General features: G+C 65.2%; 16 protein-coding genes. 6 read left to right on the forward strand and 10 right to left on the reverse strand.

The window, feature by feature from the left end:
- The first annotated feature begins 29 nt into the window (after positions 1-29).
- On the forward strand, positions 30-491 hold the full coding sequence (locus V6590_RS04055) for a thiol-disulfide oxidoreductase DCC family protein (RefSeq protein ID WP_335419947.1): 462 nt from the start codon (positions 30-32) through the stop codon (positions 489-491).
- A 20-nt stretch (positions 492-511) separates the two neighbouring features.
- Here the strand turns inward: V6590_RS04055 and V6590_RS04060 are convergent, their stop codons facing one another.
- The 5 genes from V6590_RS04060 to V6590_RS04080 form a co-directional block, all read right to left on the reverse strand.
- Complete coding sequence (locus V6590_RS04060; protein ID WP_335419950.1) at positions 512-1906, reverse strand: glutamine synthetase family protein; 1395 nt, start codon at positions 1904-1906, stop codon at positions 512-514.
- 3 nt (positions 1907-1909) lie between these two features.
- Positions 1910-3277, reverse strand: coding sequence for an aspartate aminotransferase family protein (locus V6590_RS04065; RefSeq protein WP_335419954.1), 1368 nt, complete (start codon positions 3275-3277; stop codon positions 1910-1912).
- A 180-nt stretch (positions 3278-3457) separates the two neighbouring features.
- Entirely contained in the window at positions 3458-5035 is a 1578-nt protein-coding gene (locus V6590_RS04070; RefSeq protein ID WP_335419957.1) for a 5-guanidino-2-oxopentanoate decarboxylase, read from the reverse strand.
- Between the two features lie 12 nt (positions 5036-5047).
- Positions 5048-6235: a pyridoxal phosphate-dependent aminotransferase gene (locus tag V6590_RS04075; protein ID WP_335419959.1), complete on the reverse strand. Its 1188-nt coding sequence runs from the start codon at positions 6233-6235 to the stop codon at positions 5048-5050.
- Positions 6232-6891 carry a TetR/AcrR family transcriptional regulator gene (locus V6590_RS04080; protein ID WP_335419961.1) on the reverse strand — a complete coding sequence of 220 codons (660 nt, stop codon included), beginning with the start codon at positions 6889-6891 and terminating at the stop codon, positions 6232-6234. The genes V6590_RS04075 and V6590_RS04080 overlap by 4 nt, the downstream gene beginning before the upstream one ends.
- A gap of 73 nt (positions 6892-6964) precedes the next feature.
- On the opposite strand from V6590_RS04080, the gene V6590_RS04085 reads away from it, so the two are divergent.
- The 4 genes from V6590_RS04085 to V6590_RS04100 are packed head-to-tail and all read left to right on the forward strand — an operon-like array spanning position 6965 to position 10093.
- Complete coding sequence (locus tag V6590_RS04085) at positions 6965-7759, forward strand: ABC transporter ATP-binding protein (protein ID WP_335419964.1); 795 nt, start codon at positions 6965-6967, stop codon at positions 7757-7759.
- A 37-nt stretch (positions 7760-7796) separates the two neighbouring features.
- Entirely contained in the window at positions 7797-8570 is a 774-nt protein-coding gene (locus tag V6590_RS04090; RefSeq protein ID WP_434063224.1) for a transporter substrate-binding domain-containing protein, read from the forward strand.
- A gap of 3 nt (positions 8571-8573) precedes the next feature.
- On the forward strand, positions 8574-9317 hold the full coding sequence (locus tag V6590_RS04095; RefSeq protein ID WP_434063225.1) for an ABC transporter permease: 744 nt from the start codon (positions 8574-8576) through the stop codon (positions 9315-9317).
- Entirely contained in the window at positions 9314-10093 is a 780-nt protein-coding gene (locus V6590_RS04100; RefSeq protein ID WP_335419968.1) for an ABC transporter permease, read from the forward strand. The genes V6590_RS04095 and V6590_RS04100 overlap by 4 nt, the downstream gene beginning before the upstream one ends.
- 27 nt (positions 10094-10120) lie before the next feature.
- Here V6590_RS04100 and V6590_RS04105 read toward each other — a convergent pair whose 3' ends face one another.
- Genes V6590_RS04105 through V6590_RS04115 form a run of 3 tightly spaced genes read right to left on the reverse strand, consistent with a single transcriptional unit; the run spans position 10121 to position 12560 of the window.
- Positions 10121-10699 (reverse strand): hypothetical protein, encoded by a 579-nt coding sequence (locus V6590_RS04105; protein ID WP_335419970.1) that lies wholly within the window; start codon positions 10697-10699, stop codon positions 10121-10123.
- On the reverse strand, positions 10696-11607 hold the full coding sequence (cbiB, locus tag V6590_RS04110; RefSeq protein WP_335419973.1) for an adenosylcobinamide-phosphate synthase CbiB: 912 nt from the start codon (positions 11605-11607) through the stop codon (positions 10696-10698). Before cbiB ends, V6590_RS04105 begins: the two co-directional genes overlap by 4 nt.
- Complete coding sequence (locus V6590_RS04115) at positions 11604-12560, reverse strand: threonine-phosphate decarboxylase (RefSeq protein WP_335419977.1); 957 nt, start codon at positions 12558-12560, stop codon at positions 11604-11606. The genes cbiB and V6590_RS04115 overlap by 4 nt, the downstream gene beginning before the upstream one ends.
- A gap of 200 nt (positions 12561-12760) precedes the next feature.
- Here V6590_RS04115 and V6590_RS04120 point away from each other — a divergent pair, with 200 nt between their 5' ends.
- A complete protein-coding gene (locus tag V6590_RS04120; protein WP_335419980.1) occupies positions 12761-13108 on the forward strand; it encodes a hypothetical protein in 348 nt (115 codons plus the stop codon).
- Positions 13109-13139: 31 nt separating this feature from the next.
- Here V6590_RS04120 and V6590_RS04125 read toward each other — a convergent pair whose 3' ends face one another.
- A complete protein-coding gene (locus tag V6590_RS04125) occupies positions 13140-13682 on the reverse strand; it encodes a L,D-transpeptidase family protein (protein ID WP_335419983.1) in 543 nt (180 codons plus the stop codon).
- Positions 13679-14863, reverse strand: coding sequence for a MalY/PatB family protein (locus tag V6590_RS04130; RefSeq protein ID WP_335419987.1), 1185 nt, complete (start codon positions 14861-14863; stop codon positions 13679-13681). Before V6590_RS04130 ends, V6590_RS04125 begins: the two co-directional genes overlap by 4 nt.
- Positions 14864-14908 lie beyond the last annotated feature (45 nt).

The following is a 14908-nucleotide window of genomic DNA, read 5'->3' on the forward strand; positions in this document are numbered from 1 at the left end:
CAGAACTGTGGCGTGCCCAGCTAGAGAGCATGACACGCGCAATCCCGGTGACCGACCTGCCGCCCCCTTTGCAGGCCCTGATCGCAGGGCGTGACCTGATCGTTTTCGATGGGGTCTGCGTGCTGTGTTCCGGGTTTTTCCGTTTTGTGCTGGCGCGGGACAGGGCTGAGCGGTTCAGCTTTGCCACGGCACAAAGCCCGCTGGGCCAAGGGCTTTATGCGGCGCTTGGCCTGCCGCTGAAGGCGTTTGAAACCAATCTCGTGATCGTGGATGGACGGATCTACCAGCGGCTGGATGCCTTTGCGGCGGCGATGGGTGCCTTGGGCCTGCCCTGGTCGCTGCTGGCTGGGCTGCGGGTGCTGCCGGGGTTTGTGAAGGACCCTGCCTATCACCTGATTGCGCGCAATCGTTATCGGTGGTTCGGGCAGTCGGATACCTGCCTGCGTCCCGATGCGCGGCTGCGTGACCGGTTCCTGCCGGGCGGGTATTGATCCGCCCGGCGGCGGTCAGGTCAGACCGTGTGCAGGTAAAGGTCGAAATCCACCTCTGACACCGTGCGCGCCACCCGCGCATATTCGGCCGCCTTGATGGCGGTGAAGGTGCGGTGCATATCCGGCCCAAGCGCGTCTTTCAGGAACTCCGAGCCCTGCGCGGCCACGATGGCCGAGCGCCAGTCCGCCGGAATTGGCGGTGCGTCCTGGCCTGCATCATAGCCATTGCCGGTGGTTTCCGGCCCCGGATTGATCTTTTCGATCAGGCCCTTGCGAATACCCGCCAGCACGGTTGCCGCCACCAGATAGGGGTTGGCATCCACCCCCGCCGGGCGATGTTCGATCCGGCGCGCGCGAATGTCACCGGCCGGAATGCGCAGCGCGACTGATCGGTTGTTCACCCCCCAGGTCGGGCTGACCGGGGCGTAGGATTGCGACGAGAACCGCCGCCAGCTGTTCGCATGCGGGGCAAAGACCAACATGCTTTCGCCCATGGTCGCGCGCAACCCGCCAAGCGCATGCAGGATCGTGTCGGACCACTGGCCCTCGACGTCTTCCACAAAGACATTACGTCCGTCCCGGTCTTGCATCGAGACGTGGAAATGCATGCCCGAGCCTGCGTAATCCTCATTCGGTTTGGCCATGAAACAGGCCGTCACCCCATGTGCCCGTGCCTGCGCCCGCACGATCCGCTTCAGCCGCATCAGATCATCGGCGGCCAGCATCACGTCTTCGCGGTAATGCAGCGTCAGCTCATATTGGCCGGGGGCATATTCGCTGATCATCGTTTCGGCCTTGATGCCGGATTTCTCCGCCGCCGCGTAAATGTCCGAGAACAGCGGCAGCATGCCATGCAGGTGATCGACCGAATACACTTCGGTCTTGGTGGAGGGGCGGTCATCCAGCACATCGCGCGCTGGCACCATCTTGCCGCGCGCATCGCGTTCATTCGACAGCAGGAAAAACTCCAGCTCGAACGCGCCTGCCGGTTTCAGGCCCATCTCGGCCAGCCGATCCACCTGCCGTTGCAGCGCATGACGCGGATCGGAGGACATCTTGTTGCCCTCCAGATCATACATCGACATGAACACCTCACCACGCGGGGGCGTGGTGTTGTGCAGGGGCTTCAAGGTGCCGGGGATCGGCCAGGCCCGTAAATCACCATCGCCCTGATCCCAGATCAGCCCGGTTTCATGCACATCCTCGCCGCAGATATCGAGGCCAAGGATCGAGATCGGCAGATGCCGCCCGCCCTTGTAGAAGGACAAAAGCTCGTGGCGGCGGATGATCTTGCCACGGCCAATGCCATTGGCATCGTGCAAGACGATGTCGAAAGCCTCGATTTCGGGATGCGCGGCCAGAAAGGCCTCCGCCTCGGCGAGGGTGGAGCCGGAGGGGCTGAAAGTCTCGGTCATGGATCAGAACAATTCGTCAAGGATTTCGTCGAAAGCGGCGATCAGGCGGTCGATCTGGCGCTTGGTGGTGGCGGGGCTGACCAGCATCATGTTGTGGAAGGGCGCGATCAGGCAGCCGCGATTGAGAAGCGCAGTATGGATCGCCGCTTCCACCTCGGGCTGATGGGCATGGGCGGCCTCGGCGCCGTTTTTCAGCGGGCCGGGGGCGCAGATGAATTCCACCCGCGCGCCCACCCGCACCACATGCCAGGGCGCGCCATGGCGGTTGATCGACCGGGCCAGCCCGGACGAAAGCCGCTCCGCCCCCTTTTCCATGTGCTTGTAGGCGCTTGGCGTCATCACCTCGGACAGGGTGGCGCGCAGGCAGGCAAATTGCATCGGATTGGCCGACAGTGTGGTGCCCATGCCGGAATGGCCGGGCGCCCGCGTGGCATTATAGGCGGCGAAGCGATCCGCCAGTTCGGGGCGCATGCCCCAGACGGCAGTGGGCATACCGCCGGCCACGCATTTGCCCACCACGAACATATCGGGGTTCAGCGAATGGACCTTGGTATAGCCGCCAAAGCCTGAGGAAATGGTGTGGGTTTCGTCAATGATCAGCAGGCTGCCATATTTTCGGGTCAGTGCCCGCAGCCCGTCATGAAAGCCCGCCTCGGGCAGTACCATGCAGGAATTGGTCATCACCGGTTCGGTCAGCACGGCGGCCACGTCGCCGGTTTGCAGCGCGGCTTCAACGGCGGCAATGTCATTGAATTCCACCGCCACGGCACCCTCGGCCAGATCGGTGAATTGGCCGACAAGACCTTGGCGCGATTGGGTCTTGCCGTCGCGCAGTTCGACCATCGTGTCATCCAGCGTGCCGTGATAGCAGCCGTTGAACACCAGCACCTTGCGCCGCCCCGTCACCGCGCGGGCGACGCGCAAGGCAAAGCGGTTGGCATCGGTCGCCGTCGTGGCGATCTGCCAGCGGAAATCCCCGAATGTCTGTGTCAGAAGCGCGGCGGCGTCGAGCGCGGCCTCGGTCGGCAGCATATAGGTCAGGCCATGCCGGGCCTGCGCGCGGATGGCACGGGCCACGGGTGCGGGCGAATGGCCGAACATCGACCCGGTATCGCCCAGGCAGAAATCATGAATTTCATTGCCGTCAATATCGGTGATCTTCGCCCCCTTCGCCGAGTGCACCAGCATGGCGAAGGGCATCGGCCAGTCCTTCATCCAGTGCATTGGCACACCGTCGAGGAACTGCGACGCCCCGGTTTCGAGGGCCTTGCGGGTTTTGGGGCGGCGGCTGGCATAGCGTTCCGCCTCGCGCCGGGCGAGTTTGGTCAGCTTTTCAGGGGCGATACCTGCGACAAGGGGGGAATCGGTCATGCGAAGCTCCGGGATTTGCCCGCTTATGCCGTTGAATTTGATCAAATTCAAGCAGGCTTTCGGCAAAGGGGCGCGTCCGTCGGGGGCATCGAGCCCCCTCCGGCCGCATTGCCATGGAAAGCGGCAGCGTGTCGCACCTGTCTGGCGGCTGCACTATGCCTGCCAGCCCCGAAATGCAGATCAGGAGACCCGGATTTCAATCAGCCTTGGGCCATCGACCGGCGCATGCAGCGCGGCTGCCAGCGCCTCGGGCGTGTTTTCGACCGATTGGAAGGGCAGATCGCAGGCCGCGGCGAAGGGTTCCATCCGCAGCGGGCTGGGATCGCAGCCCAGAACCGGGGCATCGACGGCGGCCATCGCCTCGGCGATTTCGCGGAAGCCTGCATTGTTCCAGACAAGGAAAGTGATTGGCAGGCCTTCATCGCGGGCAGTGCGCAATTCTCCGGGGCTGAACTGCAGGCCGCCATCGCCGATCAGGCAGATGACAGGCGTGCCGGGGGAAGCCAGTGCCGCCCCGACCGCCGCGCCGGGGCCAAAACCAAGCGCGCCAAAGCCGGTGGCCGCGTTGAACCAGCCACCCGGGCGGTCATGGTCATAGAACAGGTTTCCGGCATAGACCGGCTGCGTGCTGTCGCCCACGATCAGCGCACCGGGCTGGGCGCCACGGATTGCCTCCAACATCTGCAACTGGTGGGGCATGGCCGGTGACAGGCTTGGCAATTCGCGGCGGGCGCCCTGCCGGGCCTGGGCGGCACGGTCGGCCCCATGGCGCTTCACCTTGGGCAGCCCCTTTGTGAGCGCTGCCATCGCCGTGCCTGCATCGGCCTGGATGGGCAGGCGACAGGGGTGGCGGGCCAGTTGATCGGCGCAAAGATCGACGCGGATCATGCCGCTGCAATCGGGCAGGCCACCGCGCACATACATGTCGTAATCGGTGGGGCCGAATTCGGTGCCGACGGCCAGAATCTGATCCGACGCCGCGATCAGCGCGCGGGTTGCGTCAAGCGAGGGCGAGGCCGGCACGGTCAGCACATGGCCATGCATCAGCCCCCGGGCATTGCTGGTCTGGATGACCGGGGCATCCAGGGCTTCAGCCAGAGCCCGCAAGGCCCCTTCGGCCTGACGACAGCCGCCGCCTGCCAGAATGACCGGGCGTTGCGCCGCCGCCAGCAGCGCCTGTGCAGCGGCGATCTGAGCCGGATCGGCGGCACGCGCCATGGGGGCCGGGGCCATGCGTGGCGCATGGGCGGGCAGGGGCATCACATCGGTCGGCACCTCGATATGCACCGGGCCGGGCCGCCCGGTTTCCAGCGCCGCAAAGGCCCGGTTCAGAACAGGTTCCAAGGTTTCGGGCCCTGTGACCTGAAAACTGGGGCAAAGCTTCGCAACCATTCCGGCCTGATCGGGCAATTCATGCAGCAATCCCAACCCCTGACCCAGGCTGGCCCGGCGGTTCACACCCGAGATGATCAGAACCGGCACGGAATCCTCGCGCGCCTGCGCCATGGCGGTCAGCGCATTGGTCAGCCCCGGCCCGGTGATGACGAAAGCCACGCCGGGCTTGCCCGAAACGCGCGCATAGCCATCGGCCATGAAGGCCGCGCCCTGTTCGTGGCGGGCCGTGACATGGCGGATGCCCGATCCGGCAAGGCCGCGATACAGTTCAACCGTATGCACGCCGGGAATGCCGAACACGACCTCGACCCCGCGCTGTTTCAACCCGGCGACGAGCGCCTGTCCGACTGTCAGTTCCGCCATGTCTCTCCCCCTTCAGGCCGCGCGGTCCAACAGGCGCGCGGCATGGCGCGCAATGCGGCTGCAGCCTTCTTCGGTCACGGCATCCGGCTGGCTCAAGGCCAGCCGCAGCCAGCCCGACAGCGCCGCGCCAAAGCTTTCGCCCGGCATCACGGCGACCTGTTCGGCCTCCAGCAGCCCGGCAGCGAAATCCTGCCCCGAAAGCCCGGTCGCCCGAACATCGACCAGCGCGAACATTCCGGCATCGGGGCAGTGCACCCGCAGCCCGGCCACCCCATGCAGCCGATCATGGATCAGCGCCGCCCGGGCCGAGAACCGCGCGACCATTCCCGCAGCAACTTCGGACGGGGCCGAGATGGCCGCCGCCGTCATGTCGGCGATGAAAGGTTGATTGCCGAACAACATGGTTTCCGACAGCGGCAGAAGCCGGGCGCAGAATTCAGCCGGGCCGACACACCATCCCGACCGGAATCCGGGCGCGGCATGGGATTTGGAAATCGAGGCGCAGGCGATGGCCCTGTCTGCCAGTTCTGGCAGATCGAGCGGCGAAACGAAGTCCACCCCGTCGAACACCAGATCCTCGTACACCTCGTCCGAGAGAACCCACAGATCATGCGCGCGGGCAATTTCGCTGATGGCCGCCAGATCGGCGCGGGTCAACACGGCGCCGGTCGGGTTGTGCGGGGTATTGAGAAAGATCACCCGGCTGCGCGGTGTGACGGCGCGGGCCAGATCGGCGGGGTCCAGCCGGAAGCCGCGTTCGGGGCGCAGCGTGACCCCGACCGGCGCGGCACCGGTGGCGCGGATCAGGCCTTCATAGGTGGCATACATCGGGTCGCCCACCAGAACCTCATCCCCGGCTTCCACAAGGGCCATCAGGATGGCGTAAAGCGTGGTCTGGGTGCCCGGAAAACACATGACCTGATCCGGGCTGATCGTCCGCCCGCGCCGTGCCGAATAGCGGTCGGCCAATGCGCGCGTCAGGGCGGGCTCGCCCCGGCCATTGCTGTATCCGGTCCGGCCCGCCCGCATCGCCGTGGCTGCGGTTTCGATCAGATTGTCGGGGCAGGGCACGTCGGGCTCGCCGATGGTGAATTCCAGCACCGGCAGGCCTGCGGCCTTCATGGCCCGGGCCTTGGCGTGGATTTCCCATTTGGCCCCGCCCAGATCGGCAAGGCGCGTGGTGACGGACGCATATCTCATGGCGCGAACTCCGTTGAAGGTGGCGGCAGCGGGTGATGCGCGGTCAGGTCGATCCCGACAATCGCGCCCACCGCCGCCAGACCGATCTGTTCCAGTTCGCCCGGTTCAAAGGCACCGGGCAGGGCGCAGCCTTCCAGCCACAACCCGTCGATCACACCATTGCAGGCAATGGCCAGCCGCCGGATCGCGGCAGCTTCGCGCGGCCCTGGCAGGGCCGCGATCATCTCTTCCAGCCGGGCACGATAGCCCAGATAGGTTTCGGCATGGACGGCCGCCATGTCGGCATCGCGGCGCACCTGATGGATGAACCCGGCCCACAAGCCCATGCGGCCCGGATCCATCACCGGCGGGCGCAGGGCTGCGGCGACAAAGGCCGCCAGACGGGCCGCCGGGTCTGCGGGGGCTGCCTCCAGCACGGCGGCGTTATCTTCGACCATCCGGTCCATCAGCGCGCGATAGGCTTCGCGGGTCAGGTCTTCCTTGGTCTGAAAATAGTGGCGAATCAGGCCAGGCGTCACACCTGCGCGATCGGCAATGGCACGCACGGTGGCGCTACCTTGACCGCCTTCCGAAATCAGGTCCAATGCGGCGGTGATCAGCGCATCGCGCCGTTTTTCCTCGCCTTCCCGCCTGAACTTTCGCCGTTCGCCTGCCATGGCACCCTCAATTATACACTTGCATAATTGCAGGGATGTGCGCTTAGTTCAATCAGGGAAATACGGAGTGACGATGACCGCCAGCGCAACCGCCCCCCGCATCGATACCGAACTGCGCCCCGAAGCGATCCGCATTGAAGGCTTGCGCAAGTCTTTCGGCCCGCTTGAGGTGTTGAAGGGAGTATCGCTGTGCGCGCGGGAAGGCGATGTCGTCGCCATCATTGGCGGGTCCGGGTCTGGCAAATCGACCATGCTTCGCTGCATCAACTTTCTGGAAACGCCGTCGGCAGGCCGGATCGTGATCGGCGGCGAAGAGGTGCGGATGAAGCCCGATGGCAGCCCCGCCGACCGCCGCCAGATCGAGGCCTTGCGCCAGCGGCTTGGGATGGTGTTCCAGCAGTTCAATCTCTGGTCCCATCGCACCATTCTGGAAAATCTGATCGAAGTGCCGGTGCATGTGTTGAAGGTGCCGAAAGCGGAAGCCATCACCCGGGCGCAGCGTCTGCTGGACCGGGTGGGGCTTTCCGCCAAGGCCGATACCTATCCGGCCTTTCTGTCGGGCGGCCAGCAGCAACGCGCCGCGATTGCCCGGGCGCTGTGCGTCGATCCGCGCGCCATGCTGTTTGATGAACCCACTTCGGCGCTTGATCCCGAACTGGTGGGCGAAGTTCTGGCCGTGATCCGCGATCTGGCCGCCGAGGGGCGGACCATGATCCTGGTGACCCACGAGATGAAATTCGCGCGCGAGGTGGCAAGCCATGTCATCTATCTGCATAATGGCGTGATCGAGGAAGAGGGCCCGCCCGAGGCCTTGTTCGGGGCGCCGAAATCCGACAGGTTGAAACAGTTCCTGAAAAGCGTGGGCTGATCCCTGCGCCAAAAACAAAGTCCAACAGAAGAGGTATATGATGAAGAAAATCGCTCTGGGTGTTGCCGCAGCCCTGATGTTGTCCGGCGCCGCCATGGCGGAAGCCGTGAAAGTGGGCATCGCTGCAGAACCCTATCCGCCCTTCGCCTCGCCCGATGCCAGCGGCAATTGGGTGGGCTGGGAAGTGGACCTGATCGGCGCAGTCTGCAAGGCTGCCGAGATGGAGTGTGAAATCGTTCCGGTGGCCTGGGATGGCATCATCCCCGCGCTGACCGCGGGGCAAATTGACGCCATCATGGCCTCCATGTCGATCACCGAAGAGCGGATGCAGACCATCGATTTCTCGGACAAATATTATAACACCCCGACGATGATCATGGGCCCGAAGGGCATGGAGATGGCCGCGACGCCCGAAGGGCTGGCTGGCAAGATCATCGGTGTGCAGGTTTCGACCATCCACGAGGCCTATGCGCAGAAGCATTTCGCCGCCACCGCCGCCGAGATCAAGATCTACCAGACCCAGGATGAAGCCAATCAGGATCTGGCCGCAGGCCGCATTGATGCGACCCAGGCGGACAGCATCGCGCTGGATGCCTTCCTCGCCACGGATGCGGGCGCGGCCTGCTGCGAGCTGAAGGGGGCTGTGGCCGACGATCCCGAAGTGCTGGGTCTTGGTGTCGGTGTGGGTCTGCGCAAGGGTGAGGATGATCTGAAGGCCAAGTTCAATGCCGGGATCGCCAAGGTGCTTTCGGATGGCACCTATGAGACGATTTCGAAGCCCTATTTCGCTTCGTCGATCTACGGCGGCTAAGCGGTGCTTGGGCTGATCGGGGCGGCGGGCGCCGCCTCCATGGCCGAGTTGCTGGCCTATTCCCCCCCCGGTTGGGGGGGGAACCTGCTGGCAGGTCTGGTGAATTCCGTGATGATTGCGGTCGGGGCCTTTGCGCTGGGTCTGGGCATTGGCACGGCGGGGGCCTTTGGCAAGCTTTATGGCGGGCCAGTCACGCGTGATCTTCTGGCGGTTTATACCACCGTCGTCCGGGCGGTGCCGGAACTGGTGCTGATCCTGATCCTTTACTATGCAGTCACCGATGCGGTGAACCAGACGCTGGTGGCAATGGGATATGCGCGGATCCAGATTTCCGGCCTTGCTGCCGGGATCGCCGTTCTGGGGGTGGTGCAGGGGGCCTATGCCACCGAAGTGTTGCGCGGTGCCATCCAGTCGGTGCCGGCAGGCCAGATCGAGGCGGCGCGTGCCATGGGCATGTCGCCTGGTCTTTTGGCCCGCCGTGTGACGCTGCCGCTGATGCTGTCCAATGCCTTGCCCGGCCTGGGCAATCTGTGGCTGGTGGCCACCAAGGATACGGCGCTGCTGGCCGTGGTGGGCTTTGCCGAACTGACCCAGGTTACCCGGCAGGCGGCAGGCACGACCAAGGCCTATTTCACCTTCTTCATGGCGGCAGGGCTGCTGTATCTGATCCTGTCGATCGGATCGGGCTGGCTGTTTGCGCTGATGGAACGCCGCGCCCGTCGTGGCCAGCCGGAGATGCGCGGATGATCCTGACTCGCGACTTCTGGGCGCCGCATCGTATCGTGATGGCGCTGATCGCCCTGCTGATCGTGGGGTGGAGCATTTATGCCCTGCGTTGGGACTGGCTGCCGAACTATCTGGATCTGGCCGTTCTGGGCATCTGGCGCACGCTGTGGCTGCTGGCGGCATCGGTTGTGCTGGGGCTGGCGTTGGCGATCCCGCTGGGTCTGGCGCAGGTGGCCGGGCCGTGGTGGCTGGATTGGCCCGCGCGCGCCTTTTGCACGGTGATCCGCGGCACGCCGCTGCTGCTGCAATTGTGGCTGCTTTACTATGGGTTGGGGTCGCTGTTTCCACAGATCCCCTGGATCCGGCAAAGCGAGTTGTGGCCAATCCTGCGTCAGGCCTGGCCCTATGCTTTGCTTGCGCTGACGCTCAGCTTTGCAGGATATGAGGGCGAGGTGATGCGCGGGGCTTTCAAGGGCGTGGCCAAGGGCCAGCTGGAGGCCGCGCGGGCCATGGGCATGCCGCGTCTGACCATCCTGCGCCGTATCTGGCTGCCACAGGCGCTGCACCGGGCCTTGCCCACGCTGGGGGGGGAAACCGTCCTGCAGTTGAAGGCAACCCCGCTGGTGGCCACAATCACGGTGGTGGACATCTACGCCGTGGCGAGCCGGGTGCGGCAGGATACCTTCATCACCTATGAACCGCTGCTGTTGCTGGCGGTGGTCTATATGGTGATCACGGGCATTCTGGTGCTGGGAATACGCTGGCTGGAATCGCGGGTGCCCTCGCGCGTGGCCTGATCCAACGGCCGGGCGTCTGGCCCGGTCCTATTGCGGCGGGGGCAGCTTGGTCAGGCGGTCGCCCCGCCGCATCACCCCATCGCGTTCCACCGAACATAGCACCCCGCGCAAGCGCAATTCCGGGTGGCCGGGCAGGGTGACCCAATCCTTCGCATCCTGCCCATAGCGCACCTTCCACTTGACGCATGCATCGTTGAACAGGTCGCTGACCCGCAGAACCGCGCTGCCCGCTTGCAGCAGGGTGCCGACGGGCAGATTGGCCAGACTGGTATCCAGATCGGCCACGATCGTATCGCCCGGATGTGGCGTGCCGCTGCGGTCGCGCCAGACCAGATCCATCACCCGGACCGGCAGGATCGAAACCTGAATGCGTGGATCGCCCGATCCATCGGCCAGTCGTGCCCACGGGGCGGTGCCGAACCTTTCGCCCGGAATGCCATCGGCGCGGGTTACGGCGATTTCGTCGCGGAAATCGCGTTCCCCATAGCCCGGGCGAAAGCACAATTGCAGAATGGGCGCCGCATCCTTGGGCGCAGCCAGCACATGCGGCAGGGCTGCCATCAATTCCGGCAGGGCTGCCATCAATTCCGGCATCGTCACGGTCATAGCAGCACCAAAGCAAATGTGATCGCCAGCATCAGCCCCCATGCCCGCCACAGCGCGGTGCAGGCGGCCTCGATCTCGGTCGGGCCGGGGTTGCGGCGGCCTTCGGGATAGACCCATGGAAAATTGCGCATCTGGCCGTCATAGCTGCGTGGCCCGGACAGCGAGATGCCCAGAACCACGGCCATCGCCGCCTCGGGCCAGCCCGCATTGGGGCTGCGGTGCAGCGGCGCATCGCGCAGGATGACCGGGGCCGCGTCGAACCGGCCATGCGCCAGCGCCAGCAGCAGCGCGGTCAGCCGCGCCGGGATCAGGTTCAGCAGATCGTCGAACCGTGCGGCGGCCCAGCCGAATTGTTCATGCCGGGGGGTGCGGTGGCCGATCATGCTGTCGGCGGTATTGGTGATCTTGTACAGCAGCAGGCCCGGCAAGCCTGCCACCAGATACCAGAACAGCGGTGCAATCACCCCGTCCGACAGGTTTTCGGCGGCGCTTTCGATGGCAGCGCGCGCCACAGCGGGTTCATCCATCACGGCGGTATCGCGGCCCACGATCATCGCCACCTGCCGCCGCCCTTCGGCCAGACTGCCGCGCAGTCCCGTGGCCACTGCGCGGACATGATCTACCAGACTGCGCTGCGCCAGAAGGATGGCCACCGCCAGAATTTCCAGCACGCCGCCGTCGGGAATGGCCGCAATCAGCCAGCCCAGCACCCATGCGGCAAGGGCCATCAGCCCCATGGCCAGCGCACCCTTTGCCTTCCGCGCCGCGCCCCGGTTCAACTGTCGATCAAAGGCGCCGACGATCCTGCCCATCAGCACCGCCGGATGCGGCCAGCGATCCCAGAGGCATTTCGGTTCCCCCAGGGCCGCATCCAGCAGCATCGCGGGCAATAGCAGCGTGGCGCTCATTGGCATTCTCCCAGGGCGCGGGCCAGCCGGTTCCAGCCATGCGCGGGCGGCAGGCCGAGCCGCAGCCAGCGCGGGGCATAGGGAAAGACCCGGCTCCAGATATGGTGGCGGGCCAGAGTGGCCTGCCAGCGCGCGGCATCCGGCGTGTCATACAGCCGGAACAGGCTGGTGCCCCCCACCAGCGAAGCCGGTACCAGCGCATCCAGCCGGGCCGCATCGCGGGCCAGCCGGATACGGGTGGCCAGGGCCCAGGCGTCATCCTGCAGCGCCACGGTCCCCGCGTGCAGGGCCGGGCCCGAAACCGGCCAGGGGCCCAGAAGATCGGTCAGATGCCCGGTCGGCCCGCGCAGGGTTTCGGGCAGGCCAATGGCAAAGCCCAGCCGCAGCCCGGCCAGCCCCCAGAACTTGCCAAAGCTTTTCAGCACGATCACCCCGGGTGTTGCCGCGCGGGCGATCTGGCTGGCCTCGGGCATGACGTCGCAAAAGCTTTCGTCGATCACCGTCAGCCTGCCGCCCGCCACCGTCGCGGGCCAGACCCGGCCATCGGGATTGTTGGGATGTACGACCACCTGCACCGGGGCAGGGCCTTCCGCCAATACCGGTTGGCCTGCCGCAAGAAAGGCACGGGCATGTTCGTTATAGGTGGGGCCGGGAATGCAGGCCGGGGCCGGGCACAAGGCTGGCATCCGCGCGATCAGCGCCGAGGCCCCGGGCGCGGCCACCACCTCGGCCGGCTCGGGCACGGCCCAGAACCGGCGCGCGGCGGCGATCAGCGCATCCTGCGCCCGCTGGTCGGGCAGGGCGGTCCAGCAATCGGGCGAGAATCCGGGCAGCGGATAGGGGGCCGGGTTGATGCCGGTGGACAGATCGAGCCAATCGGCCCGGCTGCCCCCCCATTCCGCGACAGCGGCATCTACCCCGCCGCCATGATCCGGCTTTGCCTGCGCATTCATGCCCAACCCCCTGTTTGCGGCAGAGATTGCCGATTCCCCGCCCGAAGGCAACCGATGCCCGATCCGAGGGCGGCAGTGTCTTTTGCGCACCGAATCCGTTGCGTCAGGGGCACAGCGCGCATTTTGTCATCATACTGTCGGTTCTTGCCTTGTTTTTAACGACTTGCGGGCAACACTGAACGACAAGGGAGGACGCGCTCATGCTGGAACATCTGCCGCAGGAGATCAGGGACGGGCTGGACCTTGCGCAGGGCCGCCGGGCACGCCGCTCACGGCTGCGGGTGCAACTGGGGGAAGCGGTGTTTCCCGTGCTGAGCCTGACCGAAGATCAGATCGTGCTGGAGGCGGCAAAGGCCCCCCGGTTGCGCGGCATTATTGATGTCTTTGACGGGGCGAACCACATCTTGCAGGGGTTGGTGATCGCCAGCGAAGTGTCGCAAGGGCGGCTGGTCTGCAGCTTCAAGCGCAGCAATGTGGTCAGCGACCGCCCGGCGCTGGATTATGTCCGCGATCCCGATGCGCCCAGCGGGCTTTTGCCCCGGAATTGACCTGACTGGGGGGCGCCAATTGCCCCGATCCTCAGGGGCGCACTTCGACCTCGGTTCCAATGGCAACAGCGGCAAACAGTTCGGCTATTTCGGCATTTGTCACGGCAATGCAGCCTGCAGTCCAGTCATGGCGCAAGGCTGTGCTGGCGGGCAGGGCATTGGGTTGGCCGTGGATGAAGATGTCGCCGCCGGGATCATAGCCGCCGGCCTGCGCGCGGGCGCGATCTTCGGGGCGCGGATAATCCAGCCCCAGTGACAGGTGATAGGCACTGGCTGCGTTGCGGCGATCAATCCTGAACCGGCCCTCGGGCGTGCGGCCATCCCCCTGTCGGACCTTGTCGCCCACCGGCGCAAAGCCCAGGGCAATGCGATAGGTCTTCAGCGCGGCGCCCTTGCGAAAGACGGTCATCCGCCGGGCGGATTTTTCCACAAGGATGAAATCCACCGGCCCCTGCAGATCCACGGGGGGCTGCGGGTCCGGCGGGGCTTGCAGGCGCGGCCAGATCAGCACCGCCGCTGCAGCCAGCAAGGCCAGCAGCGTCAGTGCGGAAAACAGCCGCGCCAGCAGGTTCATTGCAGATCCTGAAACGCCTGCTGCAGCCGCGCCACGGCCTCGGCCACCTGGGCGCGGGGGGCGGCCAGATTGAAGCGCAGGTAATGTTCGCCACCCAGTCCGAAGCTTGCCCCATGATTGGCGGCAATGCGCGCGCCTTTCTGCACCCGGTCGATGAACTCGGTCGGGGTCATGCCCGTGCCGGAAAAATCGACCCAGGCGAGATAGGTGGATTCCAGCGCCATGGATCGCAGGCCCGGAATGGCGTGCACGCCGTCATCGAACAGGCGGCGATTGCCATCCAGATAGGCGATCAGCGCATCAACCCAGGCGGCACCTTCGGGGCTGTAGGCTGCCGTCGCCATGAACAGGCCAAAGGAATTGGCCGAAATGCCCAGTGCATTCATCCGGTCGGCAAAGCGGGCGCGCAATGCGGGATCAAGGATGATCACATTGCCCGAATGGCCGCCCGCGATGTTGAAGGTCTTGGTGGTGGCCGTCATCACGACAAGCCGATCCTGAATATCAGGCGCGGCCAGCGGCATCACGGTATGCTTGTGGCCCGGATAGACCAGATCGTGATGGATTTCATCCGACACAAGGATCAGGTCATGCGCCTTGCAGAAATCGGCCACCGCGCGCAGTTCCGCCAGGCTCCAGACCCGCCCGCCCGGGTTATGCGGCGAACACAGGATCAGCATCCTTGTTCTGGGCGTAACCTTGGCAGCCCAGTCGGCGGTATCAAAGCTCAGGCGGCCATCGGTCACATCCAGCGGACATTCGATCACCTCGCGCCCTGCCGCGCGGATCACCCGTGCAAAGGCATGATACACCGGTGTCATCAGGATCACGCCATCCCCCGGCTGGGTGAAGCTGTCCACGCAAAGTGCCGTGCCATTCACCAACCCATGCGTGGTGAAGATCGCCTCGGCCGGCACATTCCAGCCATGCCGGTTGGCCATCCACCACTGGATTGCGGCTAGGTATTCCGCATCATCGCCGTAGTAGCCATAGATGCCATGCGCGCACATCTTTTCCAGCGCGGCCTGAACACAGTGCGGCGGGCGGAATTCCATATCGGCGACCCACATGGCAATGCCATCCTGCGCCGGAACCCCATAAAGCTTTTCCATCATGTCCCATTTCACCGAATGGGTGCCACTGCGGCAGATGGTTTCGTCAAAATTTGGGGCGGTGGTCATGGGGGCTTCCTTCCGTCTGTGCCGCAAGGGTAACTTTTGGCGGCG

The organism is Gemmobacter denitrificans (assembly GCF_036964905.1).
GTDB classification, from domain to species: domain Bacteria; phylum Pseudomonadota; class Alphaproteobacteria; order Rhodobacterales; family Rhodobacteraceae; genus Gemmobacter; species Gemmobacter denitrificans.